At 27.3% G+C, this 22135-nt stretch carries 18 protein-coding genes and 1 riboswitch; of the genes, 13 read left to right on the top strand and 5 right to left on the bottom strand.

All coding sequences use genetic code 11. The annotated features are described in order from the left end of the window. Positions 1–1064: 1064 nt before the first annotated feature. The 3 genes from ACYUDJ_RS17115 to ACYUDJ_RS17105 form a co-directional block, all read right to left on the bottom strand. Positions 1065–2195, bottom strand: a complete 1131-nt coding sequence (locus ACYUDJ_RS17115; protein ID WP_003486840.1) for a DUF1648 domain-containing protein — start codon at positions 2193–2195, stop codon at positions 1065–1067. Between the two features lie 14 nt (positions 2196–2209). Next, entirely contained in the window at positions 2210–2584 is a 375-nt protein-coding gene (locus ACYUDJ_RS17110) for a GntR family transcriptional regulator (protein ID WP_003486838.1), read from the bottom strand. A 482-nt stretch (positions 2585–3066) separates the two neighbouring features. Beyond that, entirely contained in the window at positions 3067–3846 is a 780-nt protein-coding gene (locus ACYUDJ_RS17105; protein ID WP_003486836.1) for a cell wall hydrolase, read from the bottom strand. Between the two features lie 4 nt (positions 3847–3850). Next, a riboswitch (cyclic di-AMP (ydaO/yuaA leader) is annotated at positions 3851–3974 on the bottom strand. Positions 3975–4673: 699 nt separating this feature from the next. Here ACYUDJ_RS17105 and rbr point away from each other — a divergent pair. Both rbr and ACYUDJ_RS17095 read left to right on the top strand, forming a co-directional pair. Continuing rightward, on the top strand, positions 4674–5261 hold the full coding sequence (gene rbr / locus ACYUDJ_RS17100; protein ID WP_003486830.1) for a rubrerythrin: 588 nt from the start codon (positions 4674–4676) through the stop codon (positions 5259–5261). A gap of 295 nt (positions 5262–5556) precedes the next feature. Beyond that, positions 5557–7011, top strand: a complete 1455-nt coding sequence (locus tag ACYUDJ_RS17095; RefSeq protein WP_003486828.1) for a cell wall-binding repeat-containing protein — start codon at positions 5557–5559, stop codon at positions 7009–7011. Positions 7012–7189: 178 nt separating this feature from the next. Here ACYUDJ_RS17095 and ptsG read toward each other — a convergent pair whose 3' ends face one another. Next, positions 7190–9220, bottom strand: coding sequence for a glucose-specific PTS transporter subunit IIBC (ptsG, locus tag ACYUDJ_RS17090; RefSeq protein WP_003486826.1), 2031 nt, complete (start codon positions 9218–9220; stop codon positions 7190–7192). Positions 9221–9669: 449 nt separating this feature from the next. Between ptsG and ACYUDJ_RS17085 the strand changes: the two genes are divergently transcribed. The 7 genes from ACYUDJ_RS17085 to ACYUDJ_RS17055 all read left to right on the top strand — a co-directional run bounded on the left by ACYUDJ_RS17085 (position 9670) and on the right by ACYUDJ_RS17055 (position 16385). After that, complete coding sequence (locus ACYUDJ_RS17085; RefSeq protein ID WP_003486824.1) at positions 9670–10317, top strand: undecaprenyl diphosphate synthase family protein; 648 nt, start codon at positions 9670–9672, stop codon at positions 10315–10317. 167 nt (positions 10318–10484) lie between these two features. Further along, complete coding sequence (locus ACYUDJ_RS17080; protein ID WP_043031785.1) at positions 10485–11030, top strand: ferritin-like domain-containing protein; 546 nt, start codon at positions 10485–10487, stop codon at positions 11028–11030. Between the two features lie 96 nt (positions 11031–11126). After that, positions 11127–11552, top strand: a complete 426-nt coding sequence (locus tag ACYUDJ_RS17075) for a hypothetical protein (RefSeq protein ID WP_042385253.1) — start codon at positions 11127–11129, stop codon at positions 11550–11552. Between the two features lie 304 nt (positions 11553–11856). Then, positions 11857–12282 (top strand): RrF2 family transcriptional regulator, encoded by a 426-nt coding sequence (locus ACYUDJ_RS17070; RefSeq protein WP_003486818.1) that lies wholly within the window; start codon positions 11857–11859, stop codon positions 12280–12282. A gap of 194 nt (positions 12283–12476) precedes the next feature. After that, on the top strand, positions 12477–14363 hold the full coding sequence (cooS, locus tag ACYUDJ_RS17065) for an anaerobic carbon-monoxide dehydrogenase catalytic subunit (protein ID WP_003486817.1): 1887 nt from the start codon (positions 12477–12479) through the stop codon (positions 14361–14363). Between the two features lie 150 nt (positions 14364–14513). Further along, positions 14514–14957: a 4Fe-4S dicluster domain-containing protein gene (locus ACYUDJ_RS17060; protein ID WP_003486815.1), complete on the top strand. Its 444-nt coding sequence runs from the start codon at positions 14514–14516 to the stop codon at positions 14955–14957. Positions 14958–15158: 201 nt separating this feature from the next. After that, the gene (locus tag ACYUDJ_RS17055; protein ID WP_042385250.1) at positions 15159–16385 is read left to right on the top strand and encodes an NAD(P)/FAD-dependent oxidoreductase; all 1227 of its coding nucleotides are present in this window, start codon (positions 15159–15161) and stop codon (positions 16383–16385) included. A gap of 41 nt (positions 16386–16426) precedes the next feature. Here the strand turns inward: ACYUDJ_RS17055 and ACYUDJ_RS17050 are convergent, their stop codons facing one another. Further along, complete coding sequence (locus tag ACYUDJ_RS17050; RefSeq protein WP_003486810.1) at positions 16427–17401, bottom strand: DMT family transporter; 975 nt, start codon at positions 17399–17401, stop codon at positions 16427–16429. Between the two features lie 229 nt (positions 17402–17630). Here ACYUDJ_RS17050 and ACYUDJ_RS17045 point away from each other — a divergent pair, with 229 nt between their 5' ends. From ACYUDJ_RS17045 to ACYUDJ_RS17030, 4 genes are read left to right on the top strand one after another with little or no spacing between them, the layout of a single operon-like run. Further along, positions 17631–17999, top strand: coding sequence for a YbaN family protein (locus ACYUDJ_RS17045; protein WP_003486808.1), 369 nt, complete (start codon positions 17631–17633; stop codon positions 17997–17999). Between the two features lie 5 nt (positions 18000–18004). After that, entirely contained in the window at positions 18005–19810 is a 1806-nt protein-coding gene (locus tag ACYUDJ_RS17040; RefSeq protein WP_043031786.1) for an ABC transporter ATP-binding protein/permease, read from the top strand. 1 nt (position 19811) lies between these two features. Next, positions 19812–21557, top strand: a complete 1746-nt coding sequence (locus ACYUDJ_RS17035; protein WP_043031787.1) for an ABC transporter ATP-binding protein — start codon at positions 19812–19814, stop codon at positions 21555–21557. A gap of 54 nt (positions 21558–21611) precedes the next feature. Further along, on the top strand, positions 21612–21926 hold the full coding sequence (locus ACYUDJ_RS17030; RefSeq protein WP_003486804.1) for a nitrous oxide-stimulated promoter family protein: 315 nt from the start codon (positions 21612–21614) through the stop codon (positions 21924–21926). Positions 21927–22135 lie beyond the last annotated feature (209 nt).

Genomic DNA, 22135 nt, shown 5'->3' with positions numbered 1-22135 from the left:
CATTCTTCTATAATATCTTGTGTTAAAATTATTAAAGTTTCTTTAAGCATTAAATTCACCTCCTTATTAAGTGATTATTGGATTCAAGTGGAGTTTGCTTAAAAGAATTACTTTTTCTCCATTTGAACCTTAGAAGAACTTATCCAGGTGCGTAGCAGTGCTTATCTCTCACTTTGATAGAAGATGGGAGTATTAGCAATGGTAGCAATCGAATAAATTTTTACAATAAAAAAAATTATATATAAATACAAAAGCGCATAAATATATAATCTATAAAATATATTGTACTTTTGGTGAAAGGGTATCACATGTGAAATCATGCAATAATTTATTATAACACAACATTTTATGAATAACAATACTTATTTATAAAATGTTGTTATTTAAAATGGTAAAGAAAATAAATAATTTAAGGAAATTGCGACTTAATAGCCTTTAAAGGTTGAAAATTAAAACAAGAAATACTTTTAGTCAATAGATAGCTATAAAAGTATTTTTTATTAGAAATATTAAACTAGAAATAAGTTGTTATAAATAGAAGTTGCAAACTAAGTAGGAATAGTAATGACTTCAGTAAGTTTATACAAAATAAAACTTGCTGAAGTCATTATTTTTATTTTATTAAATTTGTTTGCTACCGCAAATGATTTAAATATAATTTAAATTTCTATAAAATCCATGGGAAATATAGTCTTTTGACATGTTTCTCATCAATTTTTTAACGAAATTTTTTTGAAGCCCTTATTGAAAACAATATAAATATCTTAAATTTATTTATATTCTTATAATGATACAAATATCTTTAAAGAGTTATGCTAACTTTAGCCTATTAAAAAGAGAGATATGTGGTGTAAAAGACATTCGAAAAAGCTTAGAGATTCTTATTTGTTTTTTGAAAATATATTAAGAAAAAAATGATTGTTTGAACGGTCAGCGAGTTTCATTTTTTTCAATATATTTTAAGAAAAAATAAATTAGAATCTCTTAGAGAATTGAGTTGTCTTTCTAGACACATATCCCTTTTTAATAGGCTGTGGTATAACTTCCTTTACGGTACAATTTCCTTATTTAGCGAGAAAAGATGATATTATGGATACAATTATTATTAATATTAAAGATATATATATAATTAATCCTAAAGGTCTACCTGCATTTATAGTCCAACCTATGCCAAATCTTTTTTCTATAAATAAGGAAGGATCTTCTTTGTTATAGTAGATTGTATTACCAAATATCCAATGATTATCATCATCTTTATTTATAAAATTATTTATATTATCATCCTTATATTTTAATTTTAATTTGCTTCCACCTTGACCTATTTTTACTCCTAATATTATAGGTACTATTATCATAGATAAAGTAAATATTAAACTGAAATAAGTCATAGATTTATTGCTTATGTCTATAACTTTCATAATTTGAAAATTTATTATAGATAAGAATGTAATCATTGCTATAGTACTAAAAGTTATATAAATAGATAGAATACGTCTGAATAATTTATTTCTTATTTTTGATTCCTTAGGATTAACAGCACTTATTTGTTTTTTAGACCATCCTATAATTTTATAACATAAAAAGAATATACTAGTCATAAGGATCTCCATTAATGGCATTTGATATATTAAAAAAGTAGACTTATTTTGATATCCATTTATATTACCTTTAAAGTCCCAATGAGTAGCTACTTTATTAGGTAAACTTGGGTATATCTTTATATTTATAAATATAGTAATTAAAATTATTACAATAGGAATTAAAAACCACCAGGGGCTAATTAAACTTTTATTAGGATTTTCAGAAGAAAATTCAGTATCTACAGCAATTACTTGTTTTTTATTTTTGAACCAATGCTTATTAGATTTTAATTGTTTTACATCCTTATTGAATTTAAGATATATCAAAAAGCTAATAAATATATATATAAATGTAAATAACACAAATAAACCTATATTGTTAAATTTATATACTGTAAAGGATAAAAGAAAAATTACAGGTAAACTTATTATTATATTCCATAGAACAAAGCTTTTATAAATATTTTTAATTTCAATTTTTTCTGATTCCTCTTCAGGAATTCTAACTCCTAAAAAAATATCTTTTCTTGTAGTTTTAGGGGTTACAATTTGAATAATTAGTAATAATAAATTACAAGAACCTAATAATATAGATAAAAATAAATTTTCACTCATAGATATTCACATCCTTACTCATACTCTTTTAATATGTCTTCGCAAAATTTCACAAATTCTTCTTTAGAAAAACCTCTACAATGAGCATCTGCAGTTATATATTTAAGCTCCTCTTTAAGACTATTTTTATATTCAGCAGTTTTTGTTGGTAAGTTACTACTTATAACTGCTCCAACTCGTCTGTCTATGGTTACATAACCTTCTGATTTTAAGATATTATAAGCTTTGTTTACAGTATGAAGATTTATACCTATATCTTCAGCTAGTTGGCGAACTGAAGGTAGTGGAGAACCGGGGTTTAAATAACCTTTAGCTATACCTTCTATTATTTGTCTTTTAAGTTGCTCATAGATAGGTATTTGAGATTCAAAATCTATTTGTAAAATCAATAATAATCACCACCTATTATATAAGTTATATCTGTTATATATATTATATTACATGCATTCTAAAAGTAAAATATTAAAAATACGAATAATAGGTTAAAAAATACTAAATTTCAATATTTCTTTAATACAGATTAGGTATACTAATAAATATAAATATTTTTATCTTTATCCATATTTATATTTCTAAACATATACTTTTTTAACTCAATTATGTATATAGAATACAATATTATTAATTATATTTTTAAAAGTTTACAATAATATAATGTGAATAAAAAAAAGTTTCTCTTATATAAATAGTACATAATGTGAACTTTAAATAGGAAACAATGTACATTTATAAGAGAAACTTTTTTGTGTTTATTCATTTGATATAATTTTAAGTATGTTGTTTATTAAAATTTTTAATTATTTATTATTGGCTTTATGGGGGTATTATTTATAACAATATTTTAAATCTTGATAGTGGCTTTTTAATGGTATTATTTAACATAAACCATGTTGCCAATTCTAGCTGTTATAGGCTTGGACCATAACCATTTATTAGTGGCAGTATCATCAAAATAATATAGTGCACCTTTGCTTGGGTCAGATCCATATAAAGCTTCTTTAGCAGCTTTTTTTGATGTTTCTGTAGCAGGTTTATTTATCCAACCATTTAATACAGGTGTAAATTGATAGTATCCATCACTTTTCTGATAAATTACAGATGAAATACTGTCTGGAAATTGAGAACTTTTTATTCTGTTTATAACTACAGATGCCACAGCTACTTGAGCACTATAGGGTTCACTTTGAGCTTCAGCTGTTATAAGTCTAGCTAAAAGGTCTAAATCTGATTCTGTATAATTCGCTATAGGCTTTGGTGTAGTTGGAGCTGGTGCTGGACTAGTATTACTAGAAGTTTTTCCAGGTAAATTCAAAACTTGTCCAGGATAAATTGTGTCGTCCCATTTATTATTTGCTTTTCTTAAATTGTATAAACTTATGCCCCGCGCTTTAGAAATTAAAAATAGACTATCTCTACTTTTTACAGTATAAGTATTGCAAGGAATGTTTAGAACTTGTCCAGAATGAATTGTGTTTCCCTTAAGATTATTATTCTTTATAATAGAGTCTGAAGATACATTGAATAATTGACCTATCTTGTAAAGAGAATCACCAGAACTTACCTTGTAATCTGCAGCAAAGACTGGACTAGATAAACCTACACAAAAAGTTAGTGTAGCTAAAAGTGTTTTTAATGATTTGTGTTTTGTCATTAGTTAAATCCCTCCATATTGCCTCCCAGGTTAGTTGACGGGTTCGGGTTAGAGGTACCCTATTCCTAAGAGATTCACCCCAAAGATATCCCCGGTACTTCATAAAGAAGATTCGGCATGATTTGTTTATTAATATTTAGTGACATTTTAACAAAATTTTTAAAAGCTTGTCTATGCCAAAAATGTGGAATAGGAGGAATATATGGGGTTATATACAATTATAAACCACATATTTTTTAAGATTTAGCCATAAAATCATATTAATGTTAAAATTTAAAGCTTTAATAAAAATATTTATAATTTATATGGAAAAAATTAATTGTTTAAAACACATATAAATAATTATAAATGGGAAGATAACGTTTTAAATTTAAACATAAAACCTAGAAATAATATTATAGATTTAAAATGTTACATAAACTCAGATCAAAAGGAAAGAATAACTAAGAAATTAAAGAATAGGAGAATATACTAATAAATACAAAAATAAATTAAACATAGTATTTATTTCAATAATAATTTTCATAATTTTTAAATTATTAGAGGGAATTAGATATAAATATAGAAAGTAATCATTATAATACTTTGTTAAATATAAACATATAACAAATTTATATGGATATATATGATCTTAAATAAAATATGTACTAAAAATAACGAATAATAATTATTATTTAATAATAAATATTGACAAAATTTTCTTTATAAGTTAGAATATAATTGTAATTAAAAATTAATTTTAAGCTATTAAATTGTTTATTAAATTATATGAACTGTTGATAATATAACATAATATATAAATATATAAATATATAGGAGGGTTTTTTATGAAATCATTAAGAGGTACAAAGACAGCAGAAAACTTATTAAAATCTTTTGCAGGGGAATCCCAGGCTAGAGGAAGATATACTTATTATGCTAGTGTAGCTAGAAAAGAAGGTTTTATACAAATCTCAAACATTTTTATAGAAACAGCAGAACAAGAAAGGGAACACGCAAAAAGATTTTATAAATTTTTAAAGGAAGATCTTCAAGGTGATGCTATTGAAATTACTGCTTCATATCCAGTTGCATTATATGATAATACTGCAGATAACTTAAAGGCAGCAGCTTCTGGTGAAAATGAAGAATGGACAGAGTTATATCCATCATTTGCAAAAGTAGCAAGAGAAGAAGGTTTCCAAGAAATTGCAGTGGCTTATGATATGATATCAAAAGTAGAAAAAGAACATGAAAAAAGATATCTTAAATTATTAGAAAATGTAGAAAATGATAAAGTATTTAAAAAAGATGAAAAAGTACTTTGGAAATGTAGTAATTGTGGATTTATCTATGAAGGAACTGCAGCACCAGAGAAATGCCCATCATGTTTGCATCCAAAATCTTATTTTGAAATAGCCTGTGAAAACTATTAATATATAAATATTTAGTGATATAAGTTATTTTAAAGGCTCAGTTAGTAAATTTTTATAGAACTATAGATTTTTATATTAAATACAAAAAGCTATGAAACAGAGGGATAACACCTTAATTTCATAGCTTTTATTTTACAATGAATCAAGTAATATTTAATAAAACACATCTTTAAATAGTGTTATGTTCTATATCTAAAATTTATAAATGATTTATTAGCATTTTTTCGTCTTATACATAATATAGATATGATGTAGTTAAAACTAAAAAATTATTGTGTTTAGGAGGAACGTTAAAATGAAAAAGATTATGGCGTTGGTAATTTCATCGGCTATAGTATTAGGAGGAAAGGGTGTAGTAGGAGCAAAAGGAGATTATAATGTAAATAGAATAGGTGGAGAAAATAGATATGAAACATCAATAAATATAGCTAAGCATTATAATAGTGAAAAGTTTGAAAATGTAATCATAGCCAATGGAAATAATTTTCCTGATGCTTTGGCTGGATCTGCGCTTTCAAAAAAATTAAATGCACCAATATTGTTAATTGATGAGAATATAAATTCTAGTAGAGAAACTATTAATCTTATAAAAAGTAAACTTGTTAAAAATGGTTCCATATATATATTAGGAGGAGAAGGGGCCGTTGATAGGGTATATGAAGATTGGCTTAAAGATCTTGGATATAAAAATATTAAAAGGTTAGGTGGAATAAATAGATTTGCTACAAATAAAAGTATTGTAAAATCATTAGATGTAGAAAAGGGAAGTCCAATAGTTATTGTTAATGGTTTTGGATTTGCAGATGCTTTAAGTGTGTCTAGTCCTGCAGCGTCAAAGGGATATCCAATTTTTATGAGTAATTCAGATAAGTTACCTAATGAGATAAAGGATATAATAAAGGATATATCACCTACTAAAGCTTTTATAATAGGTGGAGAAGGTGTAATAGGAAATAGTATTGTGGATGAATTAAAAAATATTGTACCATCATTAAATAAAGATGATATAGAAAGGGTTGATGGTAAAAATAGATATGAAACATCTTTAAATGTATGCAGGAAGTTTAATTTATCATCAGATACTGCTGTCATTACCAGTGGAGAGAATTTTCCAGATGCTTTATCAGGAAGTGCTTTAGCTTCTAAGATGGATGCTCCTATAATATTAACAGATGGTGTTAATGTATCACAGCAAAAGGAATATTTAGATGATAATAATTATAAAAACCTTATTTTGTTAGGGGGAACAGGAGTTATAAATACTGAATCACAGCGTATATTAGAAAACAAACCAGTTATTTCAGATAAAGATGCTAAAAACTTGCTATTTAATGGAGATGAAGAATTTAAGAAAATGCTTAAAATAGAAGTTCATAAAGAATCTTATATAGATTTAGCTGGAATAAGCTATGCTCCAGTGAAGGATGATCTAAGTAAATATGATTCTATATATGATTACTTAAATAAAAATTTTAAGCTTAACACTTATTATACAGAAAATTTTATAAAAAACATGATAAGCTTTGCATTTAAAAATATAGATGGACAATGCTATATGAGATATGGAAATCCTGAACCAAGGCTTATTGTTAAGAATGCTAAAATTATAGAAAAAAAATATGATGGAAATAAAGTTTATGTTTCTCTAAAAGGTTATTATCATGGTCAAAAAGACATAAGTACTTCAAAAGCTACATTGATATATGATGGAACTAAATGGGTTATAGATGAGTTTGATAATTGGTATTAGGTTAATTTATAAATAAATTTTAAATGTAAAAGGCTATGGAATATATGTTTATACCTTAATTTCATAGCTTTTATTTATAATTATAGATGATGTTTATGTTTAAAAATTATTAAAAAAATAAGCTTAAATCTTATTTAATTTAAGATTTAAGCTTATTTTTAAGTTCTTTTGTTTTCTATTATTTTAATTTAATGATATTGTCTTCTCCAGCTTTAACATGGTTGCCAAGTTTAGCAATTTCTAATTTTTGATCATCAGTTAAATTAGTAAATATTATTGGAGTTATTATTGAAGGAACTTTATCCTTAATTTTATCAATATCTACCTTTAATATTGGATCTCCTGCTTTAACTTTAGCATCTTGTTCTACTAAGGCTTCTAAGCCTTCACCTTTAAGATTAACTGTATCTATTCCAAAGTGAATCAAAAGCTCAAGTCCGTTTTCTGCTGTTATTCCTATAGCGTGTTTAGTTGGGAATACTGTAGTTATTATACCATCTACAGGTGATAATACAGTTCCATTTTTAGGTTCTATAGCAAATCCATCACCCATCATTTTTTGAGAGAAAACTTCATCTGGAACATCAGTTATAGAAAGTATTTTCCCTTCTATTGGAGATACAAATTTATCTTTAGAAGAAACTTTTACAGTTTCTTTTTTAGGTTCTTCTATCTTAACATCTTTAGTTACAGTTTTTCCGGATATAACATCTTTAATTTGCTCTTTTAACTGATCAGATTTTGGTCCAAAGATAGCTTGTATATTATTACCAACTACCATAACTCCAGAAGCGCCTAATGATTTAAGTTCTTCTTTATTTACTTTATCAATACTATTAACACTTACTCTAAGACGAGTTATGCAAGCATCTAAGTTAGCTAAATTTTCTTTTCCACCTAAAGCTTCTAATACTTTAGCCGCTAAAGAGCCTTCAGAAGAATGGCTTACATTTTCAGTATTTGTATCATCTTCACGACCAGGAGTTTTTAGGTTCCATTTTCTTATAGCGAATCTAAACCCAAAATAATAAATTACGGAGAAAGCTAAACCTACAGGAATTACAAGCCACCATTTAGTTCTGTTTGGAACTACACCAAATAGGATAAAATCTATAACTCCCCCGGAGAATGTCATACCTATTTTAATGTTTAGTATGTGCATTGTCATGAAGGATAAACCTGCAAATAAACAATGTATTGCAAATAATGCCGGTGCAACAAATAAAAATGAGAATTCAATTGGTTCTGTAATACCTGTTAAGAATGCAGTTAGAGCAGCAGAGGCCATTATACCACCAACAAGTTTTTTCTTTTCAGGTTTAGCCTCTTGATATATAGCTAAAGCTGCTGCTGGAAGTCCAAACATCATGAATGGGAATTTACCAGTCATAAAAGTACCAGCTGTAAATGGAACAGCATCTTTTAATTGAGCAAAGAATATAGTTTGATCACCGTTTACTAATTGACCAGCTTTATTCACATATTCACCGAATTGATACCAGAATGGGTTATAGAATATATGATGTAATCCAAATGGAATTAATGCTCTTTCAATAACACCAAACACAAAAGCCGCTAAAGTTTTATTAGCATCTATCATATTATGAGAAAAGGTATTTAATCCACTCTGAATTGGTGGCCATATAAATACCATTATTAAACCTACAAAAATTGCAAAAGTTGCTGTTACTATCGGTACGAATCTTTTACCTGCAAAGAAGCCTAAATAAGAAGGTAATTCTATATTGTAATATTTCTTATATAATTGAGCCGCAATAATACCCATTATAATACCGCCAAATACTCCAGTTTGGAGAGTTGGTATACCTAAAACACTTGCAAATTCAGGGTGAGATTTACCTATTAATCCTGGAGTTATACCAGTTACAACACCCATAGTAACATTCATAATTAAGAATCCAACTATAGCTGCAAGTCCAGCAACACCTTCACCACCAGCGAGTCCTACTGCGACACCTACTGCAAATAATAGAGCTAGATTAGCAAAAACTATATTACCAGATTGCTCCATAACTTTTGCGAAACCTTGAAAAACAGGGGAATTTAATGCTGGAGCTAGTTTTAAAAAAGCTTCGTTTTGAAACATATTACCAAAAGCCAATAAAATACCAGCAGCAGGTAATAATGCTACAGGAAGCATTAAAGCTTTACCAACTTGTTGTAAAATACCAAATGATTTTTTAAACATAAATAAGTTCTCCTTTCATATCATACAATAAATTTATTTTATTAATAATATTGTTTACTAAAATACAAAAGGCATGAGCAAAACTTTAAATAAGATTAAAAAGTGTAGAATACACCTATAGTAATCTTAAATATTAAAGTCTCACTCATGCCTGATCGAATCAGTAACACGTAAACTTAACTATTAAATTTATATATACTATATCATATATTTTTTTTATTATCAATATAAGTTTTAAAAAATATATATAAAAATTAAAATGTAATTAATAATTTTTTAAATTTTTATGTATTTAGACAATATGAGAATATTCAAAAAAACAATAAAGCATAAAAATATATTGTTTTATAATAATGGTTGTTTTTTAAAATAATTATAAGTGTTTAAAAATACCATTATTGCGCATAATAATGGTAATTGAAATATTAAAATCCAAAGGAGGATAATTTATGAGAGTACCAAACCATATTGGTATAATTCCAGATGGAAATAGAAGATGGGCTAATAATAAGGGAATGGAAAAGCAGTGTGGATATGATTTTGGTCTAAATCCAGGGCTTATGCTATTTAGACTTTGCAGAGCAGCGGGAATAAATGAGATTACATATTATGGTTTCACTACAGATAATACTAAAAGACCTAAAGTACAAAGAGAATCTTTTACAAAGGCCTGTATTGAAGCAGTAGAAATGTTATGTAATGAAGATGCTTCACTACTTGTAGTAGGAAATACAGAATCACCAATGTTTCCGAAAGAACTTCTTCCCTATACAAAGAAAAGAAAAGTATTCAAAGAAGGTGGGATAAAAGTAAATTTCCTTGTAAATTATGGCTGGGAGTGGGATCTTGAAGCTTTAGAAAATAATAATTTAAGTAGTAGAAATAAAATAAATAAACATATAAAATCCACGGATATATCAAGGGTAGATTTAATAATAAGATGGGGAGGAAGAAGGAGATTAAGTGGATTTTTACCAATACAATCAGTATATTCTGATTTTTATATAATAGAAGATTATTGGCCAGATTTTAAACCAGAGCATTTTTATGGAGCATTAAAATGGTATGATGAGCAGGACATAACGCTAGGTGGTTAAATTTAGTATAAATAAATTTATGCACTAAATTTAATATATTAATATTATGGCGCATAATATCATATATAAGATAATCTACTATATAAACAAAATGGTAGATTAGGTACAAGATTTTCCTTATTGAATATAATAGAAATTGTGAAGAAATAAAATGAGGAGATATTTGTATGTATAATATGCAACGGATGATGTGCTGTAGTTTTTACGGAATGGATTTTACAAAACATGATTTTAATAAGGCGCTAGAGTTAGTAAAGGGTGCGGTTCAAGGTGAAAGAGAAGATGAGCTTTTATATGACTATTTAATAAGTAAAGCACCTACTAATGAAGAAAAAGAAATCATAAGAACTATACGAGATGATGAAAGAAAACATAGAAAAATGTTTAAATTTATATACAAATTTTATACGGGGAAAGATATAGAAGCTTCAGATGGAGCAGAGGACTTTGAAAAGCCTGAATCTTATATAGATGGAGTAAAAAAAGCTTTGTTCGGTGAGTTAGCTGCAATGGAAAAGTATAGAGAAATAAGAAAGGGACTTCCAAATAGATATCATAGGGATATGGTTTTTGAAATTTTAACAGATGAAATAAAACATGCAATTAAATATAATTATATAATAAGTACAACTCATAAAAAAAATAAAAGAATTACAGAAGCAGAAGAAAATATAGCTATGAATAACCATGAGATGAGAACAATAATGTGGTAATTTATAATCAAAAATTTATATTAAATATGGAACCAATAATATATACAATGCATAACATAATAATGTAATTTAAAAAATATTTAATGAGGTGTAATTATGAGAGATTGCAGTATGAGTAAAATGCCAGCGAAAATGAAAGAAAAGCCAATGGATAAGAAACCAATGTATGATGATATGGAAATGCATCATATGCATCAAATGTGTCACCCAATGCCAACTCCATATATGTCTTCCATGATGGGAATGGATAATATGATGGGAATGTACTCCATGATGGGAATGGATGATATGATGGGAATGCATCCTATGATGGGAATGCATCCTATGATGGGAATGGGTCAAATGCCTATGCAGGGAATGATGAATCCAATGCAAGGAATATGTTTTATGATGATACCATGCCATATGATGGGAATGCATCCAATGATGCCAATGCATATGCATCCTATGATGCATATGAAGGATATGAAAGGTATGAAAGATATGAAGTGTATGGATGAAGATTATATAGATATGGAATAACAGTATTATAACAAGTATATTTATTTTATTATTATAAAATAAAAGGTACATAATAATGATATATACTATTATTAAGATTTTTGTTATAACTAAATTTTAGTTTTTAGGGCCTATGCTTAGGTTAATATTTATTTAAACATATAGTGTTTTGTAAGAGTAATATATTATAGTAGTATATATCCATGTGCCTTTTATAAAATATATGTATAAGATAATAGAAATTTTAGTTAAAATTATTGACAGTTTTATAACAAAGGAGTATATTTAAAGTATACTCATTAAGTATACTTTTAGGAGAATAAATATGAAAATTACACAAGAAGCGGATTATGCATTAAGAGTTATACTCTATTTATCAAAATTAGGTTATGGAGAAAGAGTAGAGGCTAGAATTATATCAGAGCAAGAAGGATTACCTTTAAGATTTTTACTAAAGCTTCTAAGAAAACTTACAAAGTCAGGAATAGTAGTATCCTTTAGAGGTGTTAAAGGCGGATATGCATTAAATAAGCAGCCTAAGGATATAAATCTGAAAGATGTAATAGAAGCAATAGATGGACCAATTTGTATAAATAGATGTATATATGATCCTAGGTATTGTAATGCAGGTAAAAATGGAAATTGTGAAATACATAGGACTTTATGTAAAATACAAAGAAAACTTGTAAGTGAATTAGAAGCTGTAAATTTTCAAGAAATTTTAGATCAAAAGGGGTCGATAATTCTATGAAAATTAAAAAGATAGAACATTGAAACTTTGTTTATGTAAAAGTATACCTAAAAGGTCTATTTTTAGAATAGGAAATTTGTTGTTAGGAGTTAAAAATATAAGTAAATATATGAAAAGAAAGGAATTAAATATATTCCTTTTATAAATAAATAAAACTATACCAAATAGGTAAACATTATGAAGGAGGATGGGTTATGTCAATGTGTACAAATTGTAAAACTTGTAAATCAGCAGATAAAGTTCTTCAAGGATTTATATCTAATATGGATATGGAAACTTCTCATCATAGGGTAGAGGATCAAAAAATAAAATGTGGTTTTGGTCAGTTAGGTGTTTGTTGTAGACTTTGTGCAAATGGTCCTTGCAGAATAACTCCAAAATCACCAAGAGGAGTATGTGGTGCTAATGCAGATACTATAGTTGCAAGAAACTTTTTAAGGGCAGTAGCAGCAGGAGCAGGATGCTACCTACATATAGTAGAAAATACTGCAAGAAACTTAAAAGCCACAGGGGAAAATAAAGGAAAGATAAAAGGAGAAAAGGCTTTAAATAGATTAGCAGAAATCTTTGAAATAAAAGAAGAAGATATATACAAAAAAGCAGTTAAAGTAGCAGATATGGTTTTAAAAGATTTATATAAACCAAGGTATGAAAAGATGGAAATAGTAGAAAAAATGGCCTATAAACCAAGATATGAAAACTGGGAAAAGCTTAATATATTACCTGGTGGGGCTAAGTCAGAAGTTTTTGATGCTGTAGTAAAAACTTCTACAAATTTAAACAGTGATCCTGTAGAAATGTTATTACATTGTCTAAATCTAGGTATATCCACAGGTCTTTATGGATTAACATTAACAAATTTATTAAATGACGTAATGCTTGGGGAACCAGTTATAAGACCTGCTAAGGTTGGATTTAGGGTTATAGATGAAAATTATATAAATATTATGATAACAGGCCATCAACATTCAACTATAGCACACCTTCAAGATAGATTGATAGATGAAGATGTAGTAGAAATAGCTAAAAAAGTTGGAGCTAAAGGTTTTAGATTAGTTGGATGTACTTGTGTAGGTCAAGATCTGCAATTAAGAGGAGAACATTATAAAGAGGTATTCTCAGGTCATGGTGGAAATAATTTCACAAGTGAAGCTATAATTGCTACAGGAGCAATAGATGCTATAGTATCAGAATTCAACTGTACATTACCAGGTATAGAACCTATTACAGAAAATCTAAAAGTAAAAATGATTTGTCTAGATGATGTAGCTAAAAAATCTAATGCAGAATATTTAGAGTATTCTTATGAAGATAGAGAAAAAATCAGTGAACATATTATAAAAGAAGCCTTAGATGCATACAAAGAAAGAAGACAAAATATCAAAGTAAACATACCTAGAGATCACGGTTATAATGATGTTATAACAGGAGTAAGTGAAGTTTCTCTTAAAGAATTTTTAGGTGGAACTTGGAAACCACTATTAGATTTAATAGCGGAAGGAAAAATAAAAGGGGTAGCTGGAGTTGTTGGATGTTCTAATTTAACAGCTATGGGACATGATGTATTTACAGTAGAGTTAACAAAAGAACTTATAAAAAGAGATATAATAGTTCTTTCAGCAGGATGCTCTAGTGGTGGACTTGAAAATGTAGGTTTAATGTCAACTTCAGCAGCTTCTCTTGCAGGAGATAATTTAAGAGCAGTATGTGAAAGCTTGAAAATTCCACCAGTACTTAATTTTGGACCATGCCTTGCTATAGGAAGACTTGAAATTGTAGCTACAGAATTAGCTAAAGATCTTGGTATAGATTTACCACAGCTTCCATTAGTTCTTTCAGCACCACAATGGTTAGAGGAACAAGCTTTAGCAGATGGAGCATTTGGATTAGCTTTAGGATTACCATTACATCTTGCTATATCACCATTTATAGGGGGTAGTAAGGTTGTATCCAAAGTATTAACAGAAGATCTAAAGAATTTAACTGGAGGACAATTAATAATAGAGGATGATGTAAAAAAAGCTGCGGATAAACTAGAAGCAATAGTTTTGGATAGAAGAGAGAAATTAGGACTTAAATAGTCATTTCAATAATTATATTTTTACGTTGATCTGAAATTTAAGCTAATGTTATTTCGGATCAATGTAAAAATATTAGCTACAAGATTAAATTCAAAATGATTTAATATCATTATTAAATTGGTTTTTAAATGAGTTAAGGGGGAATTCTTTATGAAAAGAATTATGATAAACAAGGATTTATGTGAAGGATGCCTAAATTGTGTTCTCGCCTGTATGTCAGAACATAATGAAAGGGGGAAATCCATATATGATTTAGATTTAGAGGATAAGTTTAATGAAAGTAGAAATCATATAGAGTTAGATATGCTAGGTAATAAAACCCCTATATTTTGTAGACACTGTGATAATCCAGAGTGTGTAAATACTTGTACAACTGGAGCTATGAGTAAAGATGAAAAGACGGGTGTAGTATCTTATAATAAAGATAAATGTGCAGCCTGTTTTATGTGTGTAATGAACTGTCCCTATGGAGTATTGAAGGCAGATGAAAAAAGCAGTAAAGTCATAATAAAATGTGATTTATGTAATGAAAGAGAAATACCTAGATGTGTAGAAAACTGCCCTACAGGAGCTATTTATGTGGAAGAAATTTAAATTATATAGTATAAGATTAAATAATCTACAGTGTTTTAGTTTAAGATTTTATTAAGAATAAAGGTAACATTTTGTAGTTTAGATGATAAAATAAAAAATAGAATGGAAATAAACTACCAGAGATTAGTATGAAATTTTCTTTAATAAAAAGATAGATTTTAAAATACAATGAAAAATATTAAGGCTCAGGAGGTAAATAATATGAAATATGTAGTAATAGGGGCTAGTGCAGCAGGAATTTCAGCAGTAAAAACCTTGAGAAAATTAGATAAAGATTCACAAATAGTTATGATTTCTAAAGATGATAAAGTATACTCAAGATGTTTATTACATCATTTTATAGGTGGAAATAGGGAAATAGAAGGATTATCTTTTATAGAAAAAGATTTTTTTGATAAGTATAATGTAAAATGGATAAAAGGTAAAAAGGTAGAAAATATAGATATAGATAAGAAGATAGTAAAGGTACAAGGGGAAATTTCAGAACATTATGATAAATTGCTTATAGCATCAGGTTCTTATGCTTCTATACCACCAATTAAGAATTTAAGAGAAGCTAAAAGAGTGTATACACTAAGAGATTTAGACGATGCTATAGATATAAAAGAAGAAGCTAAAAAAATTAAAAAAGCAGTGGTAATAGGAGCTGGACTAGTAGGCATAGATGCTACTATGGGATTAATAGAAAATGATGTAGAAGTAACTGTAGTAGAAATGGGTAATAGAATGCTTCCGCTTCAATTAGATCAAAAGGCATCAGAAACCTATGAAGAATTATTTAGAAAACATAATGTTAATATAAAAACTAATGTAGGAGCTGAAGAAGCTTTAATAAATGAAGATGGCAATGCTTGTGGGATAAAATTAAACAATGGTGAAACAGTAAACTGTGATATTGTAATTGTAGCAGCGGGAGTTAGACCTAATATAGATTTTATAGATACTGAAAAAATAAAAATAGAAAGAGGAATAGTAATAAGTGATAACTGTGAAACAACAGTTAAAGATATATATGCTGCTGGGGATGTAACTTTTAGAGCTCCTATATGGCCGATAGCTATGAAGCAAGGAAGAATAGCTGCTCATAATATGGCAGGAGAAAAAAAATTATTAGATGACAATTTTGGGGCAAGAAATTCCATGAATTTTTTAGGGGTATATACTATATCTTTAGGTATAGTAGAGCCAAAAGATGACAGCTATAAAGTAGATATAATAGATAAAAATGGGGTTTATAAAAAAATAATACACAAAGATGGAATTATATATGGAGCTATACTTCAAGGGGATATAGATTATGCTGGAGTATTAACAGAACTTATAAAAAATAAAATAGATATATCAAAAATAGATAAGGATATATTTGATATAAGTTTTGCAGATTTTTTTAATATAAAAGAAAATGGAGAATTTAGTTACAAGAAATAAGGAAAGTGCGATGCACTTTCCTTAAAATATTTTATTTAATTTCAGTTTTCATAGCTGGTTTCAGAGATTATTTCTAAGTTTTCATTAGGTTTTTTGAATAATTTTAACAAAACTGATTTTTTCATTTCTAATAAAATTATAGACACAAGAATCAAAGCCATTCCTAATATTTGAACTAAATTTAAAGCTTGATTAAATACTATAAAACCTAAAACAGAAGCTATAACTAGTTCCAAAGAGGATACCATACTAGCGATGCTTGCTTCTATATATTCTACAGATTTCACATAGGCAGTGTTTGCAATAAGGGTACCTACAACACTCCAGAATATGTTTTTAAATAGAAAAAATAGATTATTAGAGCTTTTAAAAATATGAATGTTGTTTTTCATATCCATAAAAGGGAATAAAAATATAGCTGCAAATAAAAAGGAGTAAGTTAATAAAGAATTATGACTATAGTGATATTTTTCATTACTTACTTTAGCTAAAAGTATTTGTAGTGCAAAGGTGAATCCAGATATAAGGCCCCAAAATATACCCTTGGTACTTAGATTAAAATTTCCTAATTTGTGCACTTCACACATCATAAAGCAACCTATTAAGATTAACAACATAGATATTGATTTTTGTGTTGTAAACTTTTCTTTAAACATAAAGTAGGAAATAGTTACTACCCAAATTTGAGAAGTGTATAAAAACATAGTTGCCAAGGCTAAAGGAAGTAAATTTATGGTTATATTAAAGGCTATAAAACATCCTGCTATAACCACTATGCCATAAATTATAAAAAATAAAATACCTTTTTTATCTACTTTAAACAAAGAAGGATCTTTTTTAAAGGAATATATCAAGTAAAATATTGCAGGTATACTTGTTTTAAAAAAAGAAATAGTATAGTTATCAAAACCTAGATCTGCTAAATGCTTAGTAGGAACTCCTACATATCCCCAAAACATAGCTGCTAAAAGAACTAATATAAGTCCTAATTTTTTGTCGCTTACACTTTTAAACATTTTATCCCTCCACAATTTATAAAGACACTTTTGTCCTCTTTCTTTTGTTTATGATACTCATATGGAAATAAGCCCAACTTATGTACGCCAATACAATTATATCATTTTATTTATATTATGATAATGTTCTATCAAAGACTTTATAATTATAATACTTTTACATGATATTGAAAATCATTATCCTATATGATAATATTATTAATGGATACATATATTCAGGGGGCGTTTTATGATAAAAAAAGTTTTATTATTAATTATAGGGTTTATTTCTTTAGGATTAGGTGTAATAGGTGTATTTTTACCTATATTACCTACAGTTCCTTTTTTATTATTATCATCTTTTTGTTTTATTAAAAGTTCTAAAAGAATAAGTATATGGTTTGAAAATACTAATATTTATAAAAAACATGTAAGAAGTTTCAAAGAAAATAAAGCTATGACATTAAAAACTAAATTATCTATACTAATACCTGTATATGTAATGCTTATAACTTTATTTTTTATGAAGGATATTTTGGCTATGAGAATAGCTATAGTTGTTTTATTAGTAGTTAAAACTATAGTATTTATAAAAATTAAAACACTTAAGGAGGCGTGAATTTTATGATGCTAGATAAAAGACTCATGAATTTATGTAGTGAGTCTAAGAAATATGTAAAGCTTACGGTATTGATGAATTGGATATCTATGATTTGTAATGCATCCGTAATAATATTATTAGGTAAATTTATTAACTGTGTATATAAAGGGGACAAGGTAAATTTAATAAAATACACACCTTTAGTAATTTCTATTTTGATTATAAGATTTATATGTAATATTTATTATAGTAAATTTTCTTATTTATCCTCTGCAAAATCAAGGAGTACACTAAGGGCACTTATTTATAAAAAGCTTTTAGATTTAGGACCTAACTATAATAAAACCTATAGCACCTCAACTATAGTACAGTTAACAGGAGAGGGAGTAGAAACTTTAGAAAATTATTTTGGAAGATATTTACCTCAATTTTTCTATTCAACGTTAGCTCCAATTACTTTATTTTTTATTTTATCTTTTATATCTATCAAAGTAGCTTTAATTTTAATAATTTGTGTACCTTTAATACCTATATCCATAGTGTGTATTATGAAAATAGCTAAAAAAATATTCAGAAATTATTGGAATATATATTCTGATTTAGGAGAAACTTTTTTAGAAAACCTACAAGGATTAACTACGTTAAAAATATTTAATAGAGATGAAGAAAGACATGAAAAAATGAACAAAGATGCAGAAAACTTTAGAAGAATAACTATGAAAGTATTATCTATGCAATTAAACTCTATAAATGTAATGGATCTTATTGCTTTTGGTGGGGCTGCTTTAGGAAGTATAGTTGCACTAAATGAGTTTAAAAATGGAAATGTATCTTTAGGGGGAGTTTTAATAATAATTCTTTTATCTTCGGAGTTTTTTATACCTTTAAGATTATTAGGATCTTTTTTTCATGTATCTATGAATGGAATAGCAGCATCAGAAAAAATATTTAAACTTTTAGATAGTGAGGTGGAAAATGAACAGTGTTCCTTTAAAAATGACTTAAGAAGTTATAAAGATTTAGACAATAATTTGCCTGAAAATGAACAATGTTCTTTTAAATCTATGGAAGAAAAAAATAAAAAAATAAGTATAAAATTAGAAAATGTAGACTTTGGCTATGATAAACATAGAAAAGTACTTAGTAATGTAAATTTATCCATGGATAATGGTGAGTTTGTAGCAATTGTGGGGGAAAGTGGTAGTGGGAAAAGTACCATTGCTTCACTTATATTAAAAAATTATGGAATAGATAAAGGGAATATAAAGATAAATAACTTAGAATATAAAGATATTTCTTTTAAAGATATATGTAAAAAAATTTCACTTATCTCTACTAATAGTTATATATTTAATGGAACAATTTTAGAAAATCTGTTAATGGCTAAAAAAGATGCAACTAGGAAAGAAATAGAGAGAGCTTTAAAAGTTGCAAATTTATATGACTTTGTAGAAGCTTTACCTAATGGATTAAAAACTAAAGTAGGAGAGGGTGGAAGTTTATTATCTGGTGGTCAAAAACAAAGATTAGCTTTAGCCAGAACTATTTTAGGGAATAGAGATATGATTATTTTTGATGAAGCTACCTCTAATATAGATGTGGAAAGTGAAGAAAAGATTTGGCAGGCCATTTATAAATTATCCAAGGAAAAAACTATATTAGTGATTTCCCACAGATTAGCTAATGTGAAAAATGCAGATAAAATTTATGTGCTGGATAAGGGGAAAGTTGTAGAAAAGGGAAATCACATAGATTTATATGAACAAGGGTCATATTATTATGATATGCTTACAAAACAACAGGCATTAGAAGACTTAGGAGGTGCATAAAATGAAAAGAAGATCTGGATTTAGTATAATGAAAAGGCTTATTTTAGAAGTTAAGCCTTTAATGGCAATAATGACCATTACAGTAACTATGGGGGTTTTAGGGTTTTTAGCAGCTATTTCTATTACTTCATTTGGAGCTGTAGCTATGGGGGATGTTTTAGGAGGAAAAAGCATAGTATCCTTTAAAAGTGCCATAACAATAATTATTGTTTCTGCAATATTAAGAGGTTTATTTAGATATGTAGAACAACTTTCCGGCCATTATATAGCCTTTAAAATATTAGCAATATTAAGAGATAAAGTTTTTACTTCTTTAAGAAAATTAGCACCAGCAAAATTAGAAACAAAAGAAAAAGGAAATTTAATTTCTATAATAACCTCTGACATTGAACTTTTAGAAGTTTTTTATGCTCATACTATTGCACCCATATTAATAGCTGTAATTACATCAACTATAATAACCATAGTATTATTTAATATTAATATTTATTTTGGGATATTAGCTATAGTATTTTACTCTATCATAGGTTTTGTTATTCCTTATTATTCTTCAAAGATAGGCAATAAATCAGCTTTAGAATATAGAAATACTTTTGGAGAGACTAATTCTTATTTGTTAGATTCCTTAAGAGGATTAAAAGAGATATTGCTTTATGATAATGGACAAGAAAGATTAGATAATATAAATAAAAACTCTAACAAATTAAATGAAAAATTAAAGGGTATAAAAAATCATGAGGGTATAATAAGGGCTACAACAGATTTTACTATAATGTTTGCTATAGTAACTTATAGTTTAGTAGGATACAATTTATATATGAAACATATATTAGATCTTAGTTATATGATTTTAGCAATTGTTATTATCTCATCATCCTTTGGACCAGTAGTAGCTTTAAGTAATCTTTCAAATAATTTGCTCTATACCTTTGCCTCTGCTGAAAGAGTATTTAGTATTTTAGATGAGGAGCCTATGGTAGAAGAAATAGACAGGGGAGAAAAAATGTTAAATACTAATATAGTATATGATAATGTAAGCTTTTCCTATCAAGGAAGAAAGAATAAAATCTTAGAAAATGTAAGATTATCTATAAATGAAAAAGAAAAGATAGCCATAGTAGGAGAAAGTGGTACAGGCAAAAGTACATTTGTAAAACTCCTCATGAGATTTTGGGATGTTAATAAAGGGGATATTCTTATAGGAGAAAATTCTATTAAAAATATAGAAACAAAAAATCTTAGAAAAAATCAAACCCTAATAAGTCAAGAAACTTTTTTATTTAATGAAACTATAGAAGATAACATAAAAATGGGAAATATAAAGGCTAGTAGGGAACAGGTAATAGAAGCTGCTAAAAAAGCATCTATACATGATTTTATAGAAAATCTTCCTAAAGGCTATGAAACAAAAGTAGGAGAGCTTGGTGGGAATTTATCATCAGGAGAAAAACAAAGGATAGGGCTTGCAAGGGCTTTTATAAATGAAGCACCTATATTAATACTAGACGAGCCTACTAGCAATTTAGATACTTTAAATGAAGGACAAATACTAAAAGCAATAAACGAGAATTGTGAGCATAGAAGTATAATACTTATATCCCATAGAAAATCTACCACAGCTATATGTAATAAAATTATAGAATTAAAGAATTCAAAGATGGACCTAGTTGAAAGTAGTTTTGCTTTAAAATCTATTGAAAATGATGATTTAAATAAAAAATCAGAAAGGAAAGTGGCACTAGCATAAATTTAATAAAATTAAATATTTAAAAAAGCTGCGGTTTTAAGGGGTGTTGTTTATATGAAAAAATCCAGAATAGAAAAGCAAAAGGAAAGTATAGAATTTATGATAGATCTATATTGTAGAAAAAAACATAAAACAAAAGAAGTGTTATGCGATGAGTGCAGGGAACTTTTACAATATGCCAATTTTAGATTAGATCATTGCAGATTTGGAGAAAATAAACCAAACTGTGGTAGTTGTAAAATTCATTGCTATAAAAAGGAAATGAGAGAGAAAATAATAGAAGTAATGAAATTTTCTGGACCAAGAAGCTTAATATATAATCCTAAAATAGCCTTTGAACATTTAATAGATAAGCTTAAATATAAATAAAATATTAAAATGGGATGTCTCAAGATAAAATAGATTTAATTTTAAAACCACAAATATAAAAATTAAATCTATTTTTAGATATCCCATTTTAGTTTTATTTGTACATACTTTGTAAAAAAATTTTTACTATGGTAAATTTTTTTAGACTATATTGGATATTTATAGTGATAATTTTATAATTATAGCTCACAAGAGTTTTAATTTTTTAT

The organism is Clostridium sp. CTA-6 (assembly GCF_054768115.1).
Note: the sequence above shows the minus strand (reverse complement) of the source record. Positions and strands in the feature narration are given on the sequence as shown.